16 protein-coding genes and 1 other RNA gene are annotated in these 17,127 nt (G+C 64.4%); 9 read left to right on the top strand and 8 right to left on the bottom strand.

The window, feature by feature from the left end; genetic code table 11:
- The first annotated feature begins 66 nt into the window (after nt 1-66).
- Together greA and ASD73_RS03405 are read left to right on the top strand one after the other, a co-directional pair.
- Nucleotides 67-543 (top strand): transcription elongation factor GreA, encoded by a 477-nt coding sequence (gene greA, locus ASD73_RS03410; protein WP_056369124.1) that lies wholly within the window; start codon nt 67-69, stop codon nt 541-543.
- A 13-nt stretch (nt 544-556) separates the two neighbouring features.
- On the top strand, nt 557-1,192 hold the full coding sequence (locus tag ASD73_RS03405) for a rhomboid family intramembrane serine protease (RefSeq protein WP_056369129.1): 636 nt from the start codon (nt 557-559) through the stop codon (nt 1,190-1,192).
- A 156-nt stretch (nt 1,193-1,348) separates the two neighbouring features.
- On the opposite strand, the gene ASD73_RS03400 is transcribed toward ASD73_RS03405, so the two are convergent.
- The 4 genes from ASD73_RS03400 to ASD73_RS03385 all read right to left on the bottom strand — a co-directional run bounded on the left by ASD73_RS03400 (nt 1,349) and on the right by ASD73_RS03385 (nt 4,131).
- A complete protein-coding gene (locus tag ASD73_RS03400) occupies nt 1,349-1,894 on the bottom strand; it encodes an NUDIX hydrolase (protein WP_056369131.1) in 546 nt (181 codons plus the stop codon).
- Between the two features lie 100 nt (nt 1,895-1,994).
- Nucleotides 1,995-2,681 (bottom strand): TPM domain-containing protein, encoded by a 687-nt coding sequence (locus tag ASD73_RS03395; RefSeq protein WP_056369133.1) that lies wholly within the window; start codon nt 2,679-2,681, stop codon nt 1,995-1,997.
- 12 nt (nt 2,682-2,693) lie between these two features.
- On the bottom strand, nt 2,694-3,533 hold the full coding sequence (locus ASD73_RS03390; RefSeq protein WP_235534118.1) for a TPM domain-containing protein: 840 nt from the start codon (nt 3,531-3,533) through the stop codon (nt 2,694-2,696).
- Nucleotide 3,534: 1 nt separating this feature from the next.
- Nucleotides 3,535-4,131 carry a LemA family protein gene (locus ASD73_RS03385; protein WP_037517941.1) on the bottom strand — a complete coding sequence of 199 codons (597 nt, stop codon included), beginning with the start codon at nt 4,129-4,131 and terminating at the stop codon, nt 3,535-3,537.
- Nucleotides 4,132-4,274: 143 nt separating this feature from the next.
- Between ASD73_RS03385 and mscL the strand changes: the two genes are divergently transcribed.
- Both mscL and ssrA read left to right on the top strand, forming a co-directional pair.
- Nucleotides 4,275-4,697, top strand: a complete 423-nt coding sequence (mscL, locus tag ASD73_RS03380; RefSeq protein WP_056369135.1) for a large conductance mechanosensitive channel protein MscL — start codon at nt 4,275-4,277, stop codon at nt 4,695-4,697.
- A gap of 25 nt (nt 4,698-4,722) precedes the next feature.
- Nucleotides 4,723-5,079: a transfer-messenger RNA gene (gene ssrA / locus ASD73_RS22150) on the top strand.
- Between the two features lie 50 nt (nt 5,080-5,129).
- Here ssrA and ASD73_RS03375 read toward each other — a convergent pair.
- Nucleotides 5,130-5,540, bottom strand: coding sequence for a MerR family transcriptional regulator (locus ASD73_RS03375; protein ID WP_056369136.1), 411 nt, complete (start codon nt 5,538-5,540; stop codon nt 5,130-5,132).
- A 68-nt stretch (nt 5,541-5,608) separates the two neighbouring features.
- Between ASD73_RS03375 and ASD73_RS03370 the strand changes: the two genes are divergently transcribed.
- A complete protein-coding gene (locus tag ASD73_RS03370) occupies nt 5,609-6,232 on the top strand; it encodes a cation transporter (protein ID WP_056369137.1) in 624 nt (207 codons plus the stop codon).
- 6 nt (nt 6,233-6,238) lie between these two features.
- On the opposite strand, the gene rhaT is transcribed toward ASD73_RS03370, so the two are convergent.
- From rhaT to ASD73_RS03355, 3 genes are read right to left on the bottom strand one after another with little or no spacing between them, the layout of a single operon-like run.
- Entirely contained in the window at nt 6,239-7,300 is a 1,062-nt protein-coding gene (rhaT, locus tag ASD73_RS03365) for an L-rhamnose/proton symporter RhaT (RefSeq protein ID WP_056369138.1), read from the bottom strand.
- Between the two features lie 21 nt (nt 7,301-7,321).
- On the bottom strand, nt 7,322-8,464 hold the full coding sequence (lldD, locus tag ASD73_RS03360; RefSeq protein ID WP_056369140.1) for an FMN-dependent L-lactate dehydrogenase LldD: 1,143 nt from the start codon (nt 8,462-8,464) through the stop codon (nt 7,322-7,324).
- On the bottom strand, nt 8,461-9,801 hold the full coding sequence (locus ASD73_RS03355; protein WP_235534115.1) for an FGGY-family carbohydrate kinase: 1,341 nt from the start codon (nt 9,799-9,801) through the stop codon (nt 8,461-8,463). Before ASD73_RS03355 ends, lldD begins: the two co-directional genes overlap by 4 nt.
- A gap of 193 nt (nt 9,802-9,994) precedes the next feature.
- On the opposite strand from ASD73_RS03355, the gene ASD73_RS03350 reads away from it, so the two are divergent.
- The 4 genes from ASD73_RS03350 to ASD73_RS03335 all read left to right on the top strand — a co-directional run bounded on the left by ASD73_RS03350 (nt 9,995) and on the right by ASD73_RS03335 (nt 17,122).
- Entirely contained in the window at nt 9,995-12,109 is a 2,115-nt protein-coding gene (locus tag ASD73_RS03350) for a bifunctional rhamnulose-1-phosphate aldolase/short-chain dehydrogenase (protein ID WP_056369144.1), read from the top strand.
- Nucleotides 12,110-12,124: 15 nt separating this feature from the next.
- Nucleotides 12,125-13,420 carry an L-rhamnose catabolism isomerase gene (gene rhaI, locus ASD73_RS03345; protein ID WP_056369146.1) on the top strand — a complete coding sequence of 432 codons (1,296 nt, stop codon included), beginning with the start codon at nt 12,125-12,127 and terminating at the stop codon, nt 13,418-13,420.
- A gap of 84 nt (nt 13,421-13,504) precedes the next feature.
- The gene (locus tag ASD73_RS03340; protein ID WP_327196896.1) at nt 13,505-14,266 is read left to right on the top strand and encodes a DeoR/GlpR family DNA-binding transcription regulator; all 762 of its coding nucleotides are present in this window, start codon (nt 13,505-13,507) and stop codon (nt 14,264-14,266) included.
- A gap of 210 nt (nt 14,267-14,476) precedes the next feature.
- Nucleotides 14,477-17,122 (top strand): TonB-dependent receptor plug domain-containing protein, encoded by a 2,646-nt coding sequence (locus ASD73_RS03335; RefSeq protein WP_056369150.1) that lies wholly within the window; start codon nt 14,477-14,479, stop codon nt 17,120-17,122.
- The last annotated feature ends 5 nt before the right edge of the window (nt 17,123-17,127 follow it).

The raw sequence follows: 17,127 nt of genomic DNA, 5'->3' as shown, positions 1-17,127 counted from the left end.
ATCAGCGGCGCAGCCGCCCGGCGAAACTTCGCTGGCGCTGGATTATTGACGAAGGACAACAGGATAATGGCAAGCGTTGAAAAGGTGCCGATGCTGGCAGAAGGCTATGAGAAGCTGAGCACGCAGCTCACGGCACTCAAAGCCGAGCGACCGTTGATCGTCGATGCGATCGAGGAAGCGCGCGCGCATGGCGACCTTTCGGAAAATGCCGAATATCACGCCGCGAAGGAGCGTCAGGGCCAGGTCGAAGCGACGATCGGCGACCTCGAAGACAAGCTCTCGCGTGCGCAGGTCATCGACCCGACGATGCTGTCGGGCGACCGCATCGTGTTCGGCGCGACCGTTACGCTCGCCGACGAAGACGAGAAGCCGGTGCGTTACCAGATCGTGGGTCAGGCCGAGGCCGACGCCAAGGACGGCAAGATCAGCTATAATTCGCCGCTCGGCCGCGCGCTGATCGGCCGCCGCGTCGACGACGAGATCGAAGTCACCGTGCCCGCGGGCGACAAATATTATCTGGTGAAGAAGATCGAATTCATCTGATGGGTTTTTGACGATGAAGCCGCACGATGCGCCGCTGGTCACGGGCTATGCGCTCGTCTGCGTCATCGTCTTCACCTTGTTGTGGATCACCGGATTTCAGGTCGACGCGATCGTGCGCGCGGGGTTCATTCCCGCGCGTTTCGGCAATGAGCTGATCCTCCCTCCCGGGGCGATGGTTCCCTTCATTCTGACCCCGCTATCGTCGGCGCTGCTGCACGGCGGCGTGCTGCACATCGTCTTCAACGTCATCGTGCTGCTCTTCATCGGCCGCCAGCTCGAGGCTCCCCTGGGCGCGAAGGCGATGGCGGTGCTGCTGCTCGCCGGCGCTTATGGCGGCGCGCTCGCGCAGTTCCTTGCCGATCCGCAGTCGGCGGTGCCGATGATCGGCGCCAGCGGCGCGATATCGGCGCTGATCGCGGTGTATGCGCTGATCTTCAGCCGATCGCAGGCCTCCGCGATCGGCCCGATCCCGGGGCATTGGGTGCGCGCTTTATGGCTCGCCGCGGCGTGGATCGGCCTTCAACTGCTGCTTGGTTTCGCCGGCGGCGGCGGCTTTGGTGCGGTCGCGATCTGGGCGCATGTCGGCGGTTTCCTCGCGGGCTTGCTGCTCGCGCGCCCGCTGCTCCGCTGGCGTTTCGGGGCGAGGTAGTCACCGACCTGAAAAATGGCGCAGGGGTGCGAGGGCCGCTCCTGCTTTCGTCACCCCGGACGTGATCCGGGATCCACTAACGCTCCGGTAGCTATAGACCCCGGATCAAGTCCGGGGTGACGATGATAGAAAGCGGCTGCTTCCGCTCGAAACCGGCTATCCAGCCAACAATCCGCCTGCCAGCAGCATCGCCACGCGCACATCGATCCCGCAGCCTTCGGCGCGTTTGGCCGCGACGAAATCGGCGACGCCGTCCAGCGGCACACGGTGGACGATGATGTCTTCGCCATCGACCCCGCCGCCTTCGCCGACCCGGGTCAATCCGGTCGCGACCAGGAGTGTGAAGCTTTCGCTGACCATACCGGGCGAGCTGTAGAATTCGCCGACGATGCGCCAATGGTCGGCGCGATAGCCCGTTTCCTCTTCGAGTTCGCGCTGCGCCGCGATTTCGGACGCTTCGCCTGCGGTGTCGTCGCCGACCAGTCCCGCAGGCAGCTCAAGGCAATTCACCTTCAGCGGCACGCGATATTGTTCGACCAATATGACGTGACGCCCGTCGCTATCCTCGTCGATCGCAAGGATGACCGCGGCGTGGATGCCGCGGGCGCGCGAGACATATTCCCATGTCCCCTGCTGCTTGACGGAGATGAAGCGGCCTTCCCACCGCGTCTCGATGGGGGCGTCGGGGGAGGGGCGGGTCATAAAATTGTCCTATCGTCATTGCGAGCAGAGCGAAGCAATCGAGCTGCCTTGCAATGCTCTGGATTGCCACGGGCCTTCGGCCCTCGCAATGACGATGGGCTTAAATCTCGATCAGGCGGTCGGGAAGTTCGTTGGGATTTTCATCGCCCTTGGGGAAATGTTCGGCGAGCACGATGCCCATCTGGCGCACCGCCTCCGCCATGCCTTCACCGGGCTTGCCGACGCGTACGCGCTCGATCAGGCCGGCCATCGCGTTGCCCCAGATTTCGGGGGTGACCTTTGCGGCGATCGCTTCGTCGGCGACGATGTCGGCGCGATGTTCGTTGAGGCTGAGGTAGAGGAGGACGCCGGTGCGGCCGAGCGTCTTGGCCTCGGTCCCGACCTTGAACAGGTCGATTGCGCGGGCGCGGACGCGCTGCGCCTTGATCGCGCGAGGGGTCAGCGCCATCCGTAGAGGGCGCCACAGCAATATCAGCCACATGCCGATCCATTTGAGCACGCCCACCGCAATCACCGTTCCAAGCCACTGATTGGCGGTGAGCTCATGCCCCCAGCCGCCGGTGAGCCGGTCATAGAGGCTGCGGTAAAAGTCGGGGAACAGCGCGATCACCGACATCGCGACGAACGCGATGACGCTGGCCCAGACGAGCGCGACATCGTCATAATCGTTCGACTTCGCCGCGACGACGGTGACGATCTCGCCGCTAGTATGCGCCTCGGCCGCCGCAACGGCCGCGGTCACGATATCATGATCGGCCTCGCTCACATGATTGACTTTATGTGGCATATCCAGCGTCCCCTACCAGCCGCCCGAGGCGCCGCCGCCCCCGAAGGAGCCGCCGCCGCCCGAGAAGCCGCCGAAGCCGCCGCCCCCGCCCCAACTCGAGCCGCCGCCGCCCCATGAGGAACCGCCGCCGCCCCAATGGTCGTCGTCGCCGCCGCCCCATATGATGATCGGCGCATCCCACGGCCGCTCCTTGCCTCGTTTCTTCCCCCGCCGCCCGAGACGCGAGAGCATCGGCAGGACGAAGAAGATCAGGATGATGAAGCCGACGAAGAAAAGTCCGCCGAAATTGCCGTCGTTGGCGCGGTCGCGTTCGGCGGAAGCCGCCGCCGCCGCCCGCGCCGCGGCCTCCTCGGGCGGCAGCTGGATCTGCTGCGCGATCGCATTGACGCCATCCTGGATCCCGCCGGGCATATCGCCCGCCTTGAACTTCGGCGTCACGACGTCGCGGATGATCCGTCCCGACAGCGCGTCGGTGAGCACCGGTTCGAGGCCGAGGCCGACCGCGATGTTCATCCGCCGCTCGTTCGGCGCGATCAGGAAAACGACGCCGTCGTCTTTCGCCTCGTCACCGATGCCCCACGCGCGGCCCAGCTTGTAGCCATATTCCGAAACATCATTGCCTTCGAGGTCGCTGACCGTCGCGACAACAAGTTGGTGCCCCGTGGTCTTCTCCAGCTCGAGGAGCTGCGTGTTGAGCGCCGCTTCCTCGGCCGCGGGGATGATGTCCGCCTGATCGACGACCGGATTGCCTGCGAGCTTGGGAAAGGTCTGCGCGGCGGCGGGGCCCGCCAGTACCAGCAGCCCGGTGAGGGCCGCTGTTACCAGTGGACGCAAAAGGGCGGTTGGGGCCACCTTATTTGCCGAAGTCGACCTTCGGCGCCTGGTTGGCGTTCGGCGTGATCGCCTTGTAGGGGGTCATCGGCTGTGCGCCATGGACGATCTTGGCGCCGATGATGTCGGGGAAGGTGCGAATCGTCGTATTATAATCCTGCACCGCGCCATTATAATCCTGGACCGACACGTTGATCCGGTTTTCGGTGCCCTCGAGCTGGGTCATCAGGTCGGCAAACCGCGCCTGGCTCTTGAGGTCGGGATATGCTTCGACCGTGGCAAGAAGGCGGCCGAGGGCGCCCGAGACCTGTCCCTGCGCCTGCTGGAACGCCTGAACCTTTGCGGGATCTTCGAGATCGTCGGTGCTGAGCTTGACCTGCGTCGCGGAGGCCCGCGCTTGGATCACGCCTTCGAGCGTCGATTGCTCGATCTGCGAAGCGCCCTTGGCGGTTTCGACGAGGTTAGGGATCAGGTCGGCGCGGCGCTGATACGCTGCTTCGACATTCGCCCATTTGGCTTTGGCGGCTTCTTCCTTGGTGGGAACGCTGTTGATGCCGCAAGCGGACAGCGACATCGCGGCAACGGGCACAATCAACCAACGGGCGGAACGCAAAGTCATGGTCGGACACTCCCTCCACGCGGCACGGCGCCGCGCCAACTGGTTTAATATAGTAAGACGCTTCGCGCGCCGCAATCATTGACGCGGATAATCGTGTCATGCACTCTGGAACGTGCAGGCACAGCGACCAAAGGGGTTGGTACATGATCAAGGATTTCAAGGCATTCCTGAACCAGGGCAATGTGATGGGGCTGGCGGTCGGCGTCATCATCGGCGCGGCGTTCGGGACGATCGTCAAGTCGCTGACCGACGATGTGCTGATGCCCTTAATCGGTTTCGTCACCGGCGGCGGGGTCGATTTCACCAACCAGTATCTGGTGCTGTCGGGCGGCGACAAAGTGACCGCGGGCATGACGCTCGCGGCGGCGAAGGCGACGGGCGCGAATGTGATGGCACTCGGCAGCTTCGTCACCGCGGTGATCAATTTCATCCTGCTCGCCTTCGTAGTTTTCTTGCTGGTGCGGCAGGCGGCCAAATTCATCAAGCCGGCCGAGGAGGCGCCCGCGGGCCCGACCGAGATTGATATCCTTACCGAAATCCGCGACGAGCTGAGAAAGAAGTCGTGACCTATCCGCGATGAATTGAACGCGTGCCCTTTCCATCGGCGTGCAGGCGCCCTATATCAGTCATGCCGGTTTCGGCCGGCTATGGTGATAAATGGTGTCGTGGAATAGACACAGCGGACCCGGGGGCAGTACCCGGCGGCTCCACCACAAACCCGCGTTTCTTTGATGGGCGCGCGGGTTTCTGACGGGGCCGAACCAGGATCGACGTGTGTTCAAAGACGATATTTTTGCCCGGGCTGAGTAACCCGTTCAAGGCTCAAAACCAATAGGTGCTAACGATAACGAAGCACTCGCTCTGGCTGCCTAACCGATAAGCCTCACGGCCTAAGGTTAGACAAATAGAACGCGGTTCGGACCGAACCGGGCAACAGAATCGGATACCAGCGGCTGGGGACGAGCCGGGCAACAGAATCGTCCCACCTTATCCCCAAATCAGTGCGCGCTTTCGCAGTGGCTATGGTCGCCGAGCGCCTCGATCACGCGGCAATCGGCGGCAACACCCCCGCGGCAGCGCCCGACGATGCGCGTGAGCTCATCGCGAAGCAGCGTAAGCTGCGCGATCTTTTCCTCGACCTGTTCCAGATGCCGCGTAGCGATCCGGTCGGCCTCGCTGCAGTCGCGCGCCGGATCGTCCGACAGGTCGAGCAGCGAGCGGATTTCCTCGATCGTAAACCCCAGATCGCGCGAATGGCGCACGAAGCTCAGCCGCGACCGATGCGCGTCGCCATAGCTGCGATAATTCGCAGCGGTGCGATCGGGCGCGGGAAGCAGCCCGATGCGCTCATAATAGCGGATGGTTTCGATATTGGTCCCGGTCGCCCGCGACAGTTCGCCGATTTTCATCGCTTGACCCTGTAGTTGCTACGGGGTGCATATAGGGTGCCGACTCGAAGATAACAGGAGCTTTTAAGGTGGTCGATCAATGCTGTGCCGGCAAAAGCGGCAAGACCGCACTCAATGACCCCACATGGCGGCGTATCCTGTGGATCGCGCTGCTGATCAACGCGGCGATGTTCGGCGTCGAGATTTTCGCGGGCGTCGCGGCGGATTCGCGCGCGCTGCAGGCCGACGCGCTCGATTTCCTCGGCGACAGCGCCAATTATGCGATCAGCCTCGGCGTCGCGGGCATGGCGCTCGTTTGGCGCGCGCGCGCCGCCTTGCTGAAGGCGGGGACGATGCTTGTCTTCGGCCTGTGGGTGTTCGGATCGGCGGTCTGGGGCTTTGTCACCGTATCGGCGCCGCATGCCGAGACAATGGGGCTGATCGGCGCGCTTGCGCTCGCGGCGAATATCGCGGTCGCGTTGATGCTCTATCGTTATCGCACCGGCGACGCGAACATGCGCTCGGTGTGGATCTGCTCGCGCAACGATGCGATCGGCAATATCGCGGTGATGGGCGCGGCGCTCGGTGTGTTCGGCACCGGACAGAGCTGGCCCGACCTTGCGGTCGCGGCGATCATGGCCGCGCTCGCGATCTGGGGCAGCATCGAGGTGTTCCGGCAGGCGCGCGGCGAACTCGCCACCACACCTGCCTAGGAAGCGTCACGCGAGACTGTTGCCAAGGCCGATCACGACAGTCGAGGCCATCAATACCGCGATCCCGAGCCAAACCAGCGCGCGCGTTCGCTTTCCGGCGGGTGCCCATTCCTTGAGCGCGAAGCCCCAGAGCGTCGAGAAAAGGATGATGCTCGCCATGTGGAGCGTCCAGCTCGAAAAGCCGAAGCGCCCCATCTGGCTTTCGCCCATCGTGTAAAAGAAGAATTGGAAATACCACAAAGTCCCGCCGAGCGCGGCGAGGCCATAGTTCAGCGCGAGCGGCGGCTTCTCGGTCGCGCCGGGCGCGGCCTCGCCGGTGAACTGGTGGATGCTGCGGTTGCGCGCGATGAGGATGGCGCACCAGATGAGGTTGGTGGTGAGCCCGCCGAGCAGCACAACGCAGAGCACGGGCAGCCCCTGCCACAGCGGGTCGGTCCCCGCCGCCAGCGTCAGCTCGCGGATCGGCGCGCCGGCGTCGAGACCCCAGGCGAAACAGCCCGACATGATGCCCGAGAAGACTGCAATCGCGAGGCCCTTGCGTAAGTTGAACTCGGACTTGTCCGCCTCCGCGATCGCGTCGCTCATCTCGCGTTCCTTGCGGCGCCCCGCCTGCGCAACGATGACGATCCCGACCAAAGTGATCGCGATGCCGAGGAACACCGTCTGGCCGCTCGTGGTCGCGAACAGCTCGCCCAGCGTGCCGCGAAAGATCGGCGGCCCCATCGTGCCGATGACCGTCGTCAGCCCGAGCGCAACGGCCATGCCGAGCGAAAGCCCGAGGTAGCGCATGGTGAGCCCGAAGGTCAGTCCGCCAAGCCCCCACATCGCGCCCCAGAACCAGCACCAGAACCAGATATCGCCGGGCGTGCCGCTCAAAACGCCGATCAGGTCATGCGTCTGGATCGACGCGAACAGCCATGGCGCGATGAGCCAGGAAAAAATGCCGCCGGTGATCCAGAAAATCTCCCACGACCAGGCGCGGATGCGCTTGTACGGCACATAGAAGCTCGCCGACGATAGCCCGCCCAGCCAGTGAAAGAACACGCCAAGCAGCGGGTTCGCATCCATAATCTTCTCCCCTCGTCCGTATCAGGCGGCCAACGTCTCCGGGCCGATTTTGTCAATATTGGTCACACCGGTGAGCGCCATCGCGACGCGCATTTCGGCTTCGATCAGGTCAAGGATATGACGGACGCCGCGTTCGCCGTCGGCGGCGAGCGCAAAGGCCCAAGCGCGGCCGAGCATGACGCCCTTCGCGCCGAGCGCGAGCATGCGCACGACATCGAGCCCCGATCGCACCCCGCCATCGGCCAGCACGGTCAGCCGGTCGCCTACCGCATCGGCGATCGCGGGCAGCGCACGTGCCACCGAGGGCACCCCATCGAGCTGGCGCCCGCCATGGTTGGACACGATGATTCCGTCGACTCCCGCTTCGGCGGCGTGCCGGGCGTCATCGGCGTCGAGGATACCCTTGATGACGATCGGGCCTTTCCAGTGTGCGCGCACGAAATCGAGGTCGGCCCATGTCACGGCGGGGTCGAAATTATCCTTCATCCAGCCGAGGAAATCCTCGAGCCCCGATTTCGGTCCGAGCAAAGGTGCGACATTGCCAAGCTGGTGCGGGCGGCCGTGAATGCCGACGTCCCATGCCCAGCCCGGGCGCTTCATGGCCTGACCGACGCGCCGCACTTGTCCGCATAAGTTCGCCGCGCCCGAAAGCCCCGAGCGGACGTCGCGATAGCGCGCGCCGGGCAGCGGCATATCGACGGTGAACACGAGCACAGGGCAGTGCGCCACGCTCGCTTCGTCGAGCAGCGAGCGCATAAAGCTGCGGTCGCGCACCATATAGAGCTGAAACCAGAAGGGCGTTGGTGAAGCCTGCGCGACCTCGGCCAGCGAGCAGGCCGATACGGTCGACAGCGCAAACGGCACGCCCTTCGCGGCCGCCGCGCGCGCCGCCTGCACCTCGCCGCGCCGCGCCGCCATGCCGGCAAGCCCGATCGGACCGAGCGCGACCGGCATCGCGAGATGCTGGCCGAACAGCGTCGTCGAAAGGTCGATCGCCGACACGTCGTTCAACACCCGCTGGCGCAGCGAAATATCCTGCAGGTCCTCGATATTCGCGCGCAAAGTGCGCTCGGCGTAGGAGCCGCCGTCGAAATATTCGAACAGGAAGTGCGGCAGGCGCCGCCGCGCGGCTTCGCGATAATCGCCGATCGATGCAGGTCTCACGCGGCTTCTTCCACCCGTTCGGCTTCGCGCCGCCAGCGGTCGCGATAGGGCGCGAGATCGACGTCGAGCGGCGCCGCCAGTTCGAGCGGCTCGGCGGGGGGCAGGGCGGCGTTGAGCAGTCGCAGCGCGCCATAGGACACATCGTTATGCGCTTTGCCGACATAGACACGCAGGTCAGGGCGCAGCGCGGCGAGTGCGCGTACGAAAACCTGACCCTCGGCAAAGCGGCCTTCGATCAGCAGCCGTTCCTGCGTGCCGATAAGGCTCAGCGACGCATCGGTGACCAGCGCGGCATAGAGCGACACCGCGGCGCGGCGCGCGGCAGGATTGTCGGGCCTCGCGATCCATCGCCCGTGTCCGCGCGGGAAGGGACCGAAGCCGGGCGCAAAGGTCGGCAGCACCATCGCGCCGCTCGCGAGCACATCGGGGAGCGCCGCGAGCAGTGCAGGCTGGTCGGCCGCGATATCGATCTGTCGCGTGTCGAGCCCGATCAGCGTTTCGATTTCGCGCCCGCCCATAAAGCGTGCCGACGGGATCGGCTTACCGAACGCATCGACATTGATCAGGCAATCGCGCCCCTCGTCGAGGTGGCTCCTGTCCATCGACGCCGCATCTTTGGGTGATCGCATCGCGACGAACCATGTGCCCGTCGACAGCACCGTCGATTCCTCGTCGGCAATCTCGGCAAAGCCGCGCGCCGCGAGAAGTGCGGCGTTCGAATCGTGGAACCCGCAATGGACTTCGGTATCGGCGGGCAGGCCGGTGCGCCTGACCCATGCGGGGGTCAGCGTGCCGAGCACTTCGCCAGCCCCGCGCAGCGGCGCGAGCCGTGCGGCCCAGCCGTGCCGCTCGGCAAGCGCTGAGGGCTTGCCCGCCAACGGGTTCCAGAGGTCGGTGTGGCAGCCGAGGCTGGTCACCTCCGATGCCGCGACGCCGCAGAGCAGCCAGCTCCAATATTGCGCCCACGGGAGTATTTGCGTGCTGTGCGCAAGATCGGGATCGAGCGCCTCGAGCCGGAAGATTTGCGCACCGAGGTTCAGGCCGTCCGGAAGGCAAGGCGAGCCGGTGTCCGAAAAGGCGTCGCGCTCGGCTTCATAGCGCGCGCGCAGGTTCGCGGGCATCGCGACTTCATAATCGACGGGCGGGCAGGCGAGGCGGTCGCCGCGGATGATCGCCGCCGCTGCGCCGTGCCCGACGGTGATGATTGCGCCGACATCGGCCAGCTTGGCAAAGTCGCGCAGCACCTCAGCCACCCACGCTTCGATCCCCGCCGCGTCGAGCGCCACATAGGCGTTTGTTTCGACGCGCGTGTTGGCGCGCACGCGGCGTTCGATCATCGCGCCATCGGCGGACCAAAGGCTCAGCTTTGCCAAGGTTTTCCCGCTATCGAGGACTATGGTTGCGCGACCTTTCATCCCTCTCCCTTTGCTTCGTTGCGACCGAATTTGATCGAACTTTATCGAAACTGATTGCAGAGCGCCAGCGATTTCGATACACATCCCCGCATAGTCGAAACAACGAGTTTCCTTCATGCCCGATCTTCGCGACGTCCCACCGCAATCCAACGCCGCCGCTCTGCTTTTCGCCATCCCGGCGAATCGCTGGTCGGACGAGGAGGCGCGGGGCAAGTCACCCGAAGACCTGCTCCTCTATCGCTCGAACCGTCTCGGCTCGGATCTCACCGTCACCAATTTTGGCGGCGGCAACACCTCGGCCAAGCTCGACGCGCGCGATCCGCTGACCGGTGAAACCGTGCCCGTGCTCTGGGTGAAGGGGTCGGGCGGCGACATCGGGTCGATGAAGCTCGACGGGTTTTCGACGCTGTCTCAGGACAAGCTGCTTAGCCTCGAAGAACTTTATCGCGGCCTTGCGCATGAGGATGAGATGGTGGGCTATTTGCCGCACTGCACTTTCGCGCTCAATCCGCGCGCCGCGTCGATCGATACGCCGCTCCATAGTTATTTGCCCTTTGAGCATGTCGACCATGTCCATCCCGATGCGATCATTGCGCTTGCTGCATCGAGTGAGGGCGAAGCGGCGACCAAGGCTATCTGGGGCGGGGCGGTCGGCTGGCTGCCCTGGCAGCGGCCGGGGTTCGACCTCGGATTGAAGCTGCGCAACTATGTTGTCGCCCATCCGGGGCTGCGCGGCGTGATGCTCGCGGGGCATGGCATCATCTGCTGGGGTGACAGCGCCAAGGCCTGTTACGAAAACACCATCACGTTGATCACCGATGCCGCGAACTATCTGAACGCGAAACTCGCCGATGGACCGGCGTTCGGGGGCGAAACCAACCCGCCGCGCCCCGCCGCCGACCGCGCATCCGCCGTGGCAAAGCTGATGCCGCTGCTCCGCGGGTTGATGGGCGGACGGCGTGTCGGCCATTTCGCCGACGATGCCGAAACGCTCGAATTCACCGGCAGCCGCGACTTTGCGAAGCTCGCCGCGATCGGTACCTCGTGCCCCGACCATTTCCTGCGCACCAAGATCGCGCCGCTGGTCCTCGACCCGGCGCGGATCGACGACGGCGCGTATCTCGCCGAGCGGATCGAGGCGTATCGTGCCGATTATGCCGCCTATTACCAGCGGTGCGCGCGGCCCAATTCGCCCGCGATGCGCGATCCCAATCCCGTCGTCGTGCTCGTCCCCGGCATAGGCCGCATGACCTTCGCCGGCGACAAGACGACCGCGCGGCTTGCAGGCGAATTCTATGCCAATGCGATCAATGTGATGCGCGGCGCCGAGGCGATCGGCACCTATGTCGGGCTCGACGAACAGGAAGCGTTCGACATCGAATATTGGCTGCTTGAGGAAGCGAAGCTCCAGCGCATGCCGAAGCCCAAGCCGCTCGCGGGACGCATTGCGCTGGTCACAGGCGGGGCGGGCGGGATCGGTGCTGCGACCGCCGAGCGGCTCGCCGCCGACGATGCGTGCGTGCTGCTCGTCGACCGCGATGTCGAGGCACTGAGCAAGGCGGCCGCGGAACTCGAGGGCCGCTTCGGCCGCGACCGCATCCGCTCGGCCGTCTGCGACGTGACCGACGAGACGCAGGTTGCCGCGGCATTCGCGGCGTGCGCGCGTGAATTCGGGGGACTCGATATCCTCGTCGCCAACGCCGGCATCGCCTCGTCGGCGCCGATCGAGGATACGACGCTCGAGCTGTGGCAGCGCAATTATGACGTGCTCGCGCAGGGCTATTTCCTCACCGCACGCGCGGCCTTTCCGTTGATGAAGGCGCAGGGCGGCGGTTCGATCGTCTTCATTGGGTCGAAGAACGGCATTGCCGCGGCGACCAACGCATCCGCCTATGCCTCGGCGAAGGCAGCGGCGCTGCACCTCGCACGCTGCCTCGCGCTCGAAGGCGCGCCGTTCGGCATTCGCGTCAACACGGTCAATCCCGACGCGGTGATCAAAGGATCGCGGATCTGGGACGGCGACTGGCGCCGCGAGCGCGCGGGCGCACACGGAATCGATTCGGGCAGCGAGCTCGAGGAACATTATCGCAACCGATCGATGCTCAAACGCGACGTGCTCCCCGAGGATGTCGCTGAAGCCGTCTATTTCCTCAGCTGCGATATGTCGGCAAAGTCGACGGGTAACATGATCAACGTCGACGCGGGCAACGCGCAAGCATTCACACGCTAAGGTACGGAGAGTTTTATGGCTGGCGATCTGCCGCTCGCACAGGATGATATCGAGCGGCTGAACGCCGGTCTGACCGACGCGCTCGAAGATGATTATGGCAGCCTCGGCCGCCAGCTCGGCCGGCGCGGGATCGACATCGGCGCGGTGAAGACGAAGGTCGCGGGCTTCTCGGTTGCGGTGCCGAGCTGGGGCGCAGGCCGCGGCGGCACGCGCTTTGCAAAATTCCCGATCGCGGGCGAGCCGACCAACATTCATGAGAAGCTCGAGGATTGCGCGGTCATCCAACATCTCGGCCGCGCGACCCCGCGCGTCAGCCCGCATTTTCCGTGGGACAAGGTCAGCGACTATCGCGGTTTGCGTGAGGAAGCGGCGGCACTAGGGCTCGGCTTCGACGCGGTGAACAGCAACACCTTTCAGGACCAGCCGGGGCAGGCGATAAGCTATGCCACTGGCTCGCTCTCCTCGACGCGCGCCGAGGTGCGCGAGCAGGCCGTCGCGCATAACATCGAATGTATCGAGATTGGCCAACAGCTCGGCGTGACCGACCTGACGGTGTGGGTCGGCGACGGCACGAACTTCCCGGGGCAACAGGATCTCGGCCGCAGCCTCGACCGCTATCTCGACGCTGCGGCAGAGGTCTATGCCGCACTCCCCGGCGACTGGCGGATGCTGATCGAGCACAAGATGTTCGAACCCGCCTTTTACTCGACGGTGATTTCGGACTGGGGCAGCTCGATTCTCGTCGCGCAGGAGCTTGGCGACAAGGCGAAATGCCTCGTCGACCTGGGGCATCATGCGCCGAATGTGAACATCGAACAGATCGTCGCGCGGCTGCATCGCTTCGATAAGCTCGGCGGTTTCCACTTCAACGACAGCAAATATGGCGACGACGATCTCGACTCGGGGTCGATCAATCCGCACCAGCTCTTTCTCGTCTTCAACGAACTGATCGAGGCCGAGATGAACCCGCGCGGCGATTTCCGCCCTGCGTACATGATCGACCAGTCGCACAATGTGACCGATCCGATCGAGAGCATGCTCTCGTCGGCCGAGGCTATCGTCGCGGCCTATGCCAAGGCGCTGCTCGTCGATCGCGAGGCGCTGCTTGCGGCGCAAGAGGCCAACGACACGATGATGGCATTTCAAACGCTGCGCACGGCGTACCGCACCGACGTCACCCCGATCCTCGCCGCGGCGCGCGCCGAAGCGGGCGGGGCGATCGACACGATCGCGGCCTATCGCGCGAGCGGCTGGCGCGATCGCAAGGCGCAGGAACGACGTTCAGCGGGCGCGGCGGCGGGGATCGTCTAATCATTCGATTGCAACTCGGCGCAGCTCCCGTCAAATAGGCGCAATCAGACAGGGACCGAAATGCACGCAGCCGAACGCGAAAGAATGATCCTTGATAGCCTGAGCGACAGCGGGTTCGTCTCGTTCCGCGATCTCGAAAGCCGTGTCGCCGCATCTCCCGCTACCATCCGCCGCGATCTCGACCGGCTCGAAGAAGCCGGCGTCATTACCCGCGTGCGCGGCGGGGCGAAGCGCGTCGGCGGGGGAAGCGGTACGCCAACCGCGTCCGAAGATGGCCTGTCGGGCATCCCCTTCCATGAAAATATCGGCCGCAATCGCGCCGCGAAGGAAGCGATTGGGCGCGCGGCGGCGCAGCTTTGCATCCCGGGCGAAGGCGTGATGATCGACGGCGGTTCGACGACGCTGCAGATGTGCCCGCATCTCGACGGCCTCGCGCTTCAGGTTCTCACCAATTCACTGCACATCGTCAGCGCGCTGCTGCCGCAGCCGACGACGCGTATCCTCGTGCCGTCGGGGCAGGTGTTTCGCGAACAGAATATCGTCCTGTCGGCGGCGGGCGACGACGGAATGCCGCGCTTTCACGCGCCCAAGCTGTTCATGGGCGCGGCATCGATGGGCCCCGCGGGGCTGATGCAGGCCGATGTGATCCTCGTCGCCGCCGAGCGCCGCCTGATCGAGCGCGCCGACGAGATCATCGTGCTGGTCGACAGTTCCAAATTTTCGGGTCCCTCGGGCAATGTCGTCTGTTCGCTCGACGAGATCGACGTTGTCGTCACCGACTCCAGAATCGAACCGCACCATGTCGCAATGATGGAAGCCGCCGGTATCCGCGTCATCATCGCCTGAATTTCCGAAAGCCTTCACACCAGAACCGCAGCCCGCCGTGCCGTTCGGGCTCGAATGATTGAATTTGATCGTTGACGTGATTGATAAAGACAAATAATGAGCAGTGATGCAGAAACGCTCACCGAAGCGTGGCATCGGAGGGACAAGATGCCCGGACAGGCACCTCCGTCAAAAGGGACAACTCGCGAGGGCGAGTGCAGGGAGGATGCGATGAAGGCGATGACGACTGCGGGTCTGGATTTTGCGGCGCGGCGGAACGCGTGGCGGCGGGGCATTTCGATGCTGGCGTGCACTGGCGCGCTATTCGGCGCGACGAGCGCCTATGCACAGGACGCCGATTCCGAAGCCCCGACTGACGCGGACATTGTCGTCACCGGTACCCTGCTGCGCGGCGTTGCGCCGGTCGGCACCAATGTCGTCGCGGTCAGCGAGGCCGATGTCGTCGCTTCGGGCGCGGCCTCGGCGAACGATCTCCTCGCCTCGATCCCGCAGGTCGGCAATTTTGGCACAATCCCTGCCGGGCTCGGCAATTTCGGCAATCCGATCGTGCGCCCCAATATCCGCAACCTCGGCAACAGCGGCGGCTCGACCACCTTGGTGCTTGTCGACGGCCACCGCATGGTCGGCGCGGGCATTCTTCAGACGAGCTTCGATCCTTCGGTGATCCCGCCCGATGTGATCAAACGCGTCGACGTCATCCCCGACGGCGGCTCGTCGATCTATGGTTCGGACGCGATCGGCGGTGTGATCAACTTCATCACGCGCGACCGTTACGACGGCATTGGCGTCAACGCGCGCTACGGTTTCGCCAAAAATTACCAGACGATCGACGCCAGCGTCATCGCGGGCAAGGACTGGGGCTCGGGCTCGGCCTATATTTCCTATTCATACGCCTGGCACGACGATCTGATCGGGCTCGACCGCGATTATGCGACCGCGAACCAGACCGATCACGGCGGTGGCGATTTCCGCAGCACCGCCTGCGCGCTCGCGAACATCACCGTCGGCACGACGACCTATGCGCTGCCTGGCCGGGCGCCGGGGGTCAATCGCTGCGACCAGACCGATTATGCCGCCATCTATCCGCGCGAGGAACGCCACAGCGTCTTTGCGGGACTGACGCAGGATCTCAGCGATTCTGTCGCGTTCAAGCTGTCGGCCTATTGGTCGAAGCGCGACACGCTGCACCGCAGCGCTCAAAGCAGCATGAGCGGGACGATCACCGCCGCCAATCCCTTCTTCCGTCCGATCGGGGCCGAGCTCGCGCACAGCGTCGCTTTTGCGTTCGACGACGTCTTTGGGCCGAGCAACGACAGCCCGTCGAGCTTCACCTCCTATGGCATCACCCCCAGCTTCGATTTCGAGCTTGGCGGCGGCTGGCAGCTGCGCACGATGGCCAATTTCGGGCGCAGCGAGAATGAATCGACCGAACGCTCGTTCAACTCGACCGCGGCGACGATCGCGCTCGCCGGCAGGACGGCCGCAACCGCGCTCAACCCCTATAATCTCTCGGCGACGTCACCCGCGGTGCTCGCGGCGATCGATGATTTCGTCAACTATGGCGACGCGACGCAGGAACTCGCCGAAGGCCGCGTCGTGCTCGACGGCCCGCTGTTCGCAATGTCCGGCGGCGACGTGCGTCTCGCGGTCGGCGGCGAATATCACTACGAGAATATCCGGTCCTTCACCGGCAGCGGCCCCGAAGCCGCGGTCACCGGATCGAACGCCTATGCGGCGCGCAACGTCAAGTCGCTGTTCGGCGAATTGCTGATCCCGATCTTCGGCGCCGATAACCGCACCCCGGGTTTCTATAGCCTCGAATTGTCGGGATCGGTCCGTTACGATGATTACAGCGACGTCGGCAGCACGACCAATCCCAAGATCGGGGTGACCTGGCGTCCGTTCGAGGCGCTGACGATACGCGGCAATTACGGCACGTCGTTCCACGCGCCCAGCCTCGCCGACCTTGGCAATTCGGTCGACGCGCGCGTGCAGGTGCTGCCGTTCAGCCCGTTCCGCGCGCCCGGCAGTTCGCCCTTCGACGCGCTGCGCCCGACGATCGCGATCGCCGGCGGCAACGCCAATCTGAAGCCCGAGACCGCCGACACCTGGTCGCTCGGTTTCGACCTCAAGCCCGCCGCGATCGAGGGCTTCGTCGCCAGCGCGACCTATTTCAACGTCAAGTTCAAGGACGCGATCGCGGTCCCGCCCTTCACCTCGCCGCTCTTGTTCACGACGCCCGCCTATGCCGATTTCTTCATCCTCAACCCGACGCTTGCGCAGGCGCAGGCGGCGGCGGGAAATCTCCGCGTCGACGGCGTACCGAACCTTGCGACCTTGTTCGCGATCAGCTCGCCCTATGTGCTGTTCCTTGCGCAGCGTGCGAACCTCGGCGCGGTGAACGTCGACGGGATCGACTTCAATCTCGCCTATAATCGCCCCACGGGCTTCGGCTCGATCAATGCGAATTTCACGGGTAGCTATCTCCTCAATCGCGAGACGCAGGTCGTGCAGGGTGGTCCCGTCAACGACGATCTCAAGAATGGGACGGGCCGCTTCTTCTTCACCGCGGGGCTCGGTGCGACGGTCGGCGATTTCGCCGCGCGCGCGACGCTCAACCATCGCAGCGGTTTCCCGGTCCTTAATCTTGCGCCGCAGACGCGCGTTTCGGCGTTCGATACGGTTGACCTCTTCTTCAGCTATGATCTGGGCGACATGCTCGCCAACACGCTGCTGACGCTGAACGTCGACAATGTCTTTGACGAGGATCCGCCTTACTTCAACAATGCGGCGGGCTATACGAATGGCAGCACGCTGGGCCGGCTCGTGTCGTTCGGTATCCGTACCAAATTCTAAGGGAG

It is taken from the genome of Sphingopyxis sp. Root154 (assembly GCF_001427105.1).
Classification (GTDB): domain Bacteria; phylum Pseudomonadota; class Alphaproteobacteria; order Sphingomonadales; family Sphingomonadaceae; genus Sphingopyxis.
Note: the sequence above shows the minus strand (reverse complement) of the source record. Positions and strands in the feature narration are given on the sequence as shown.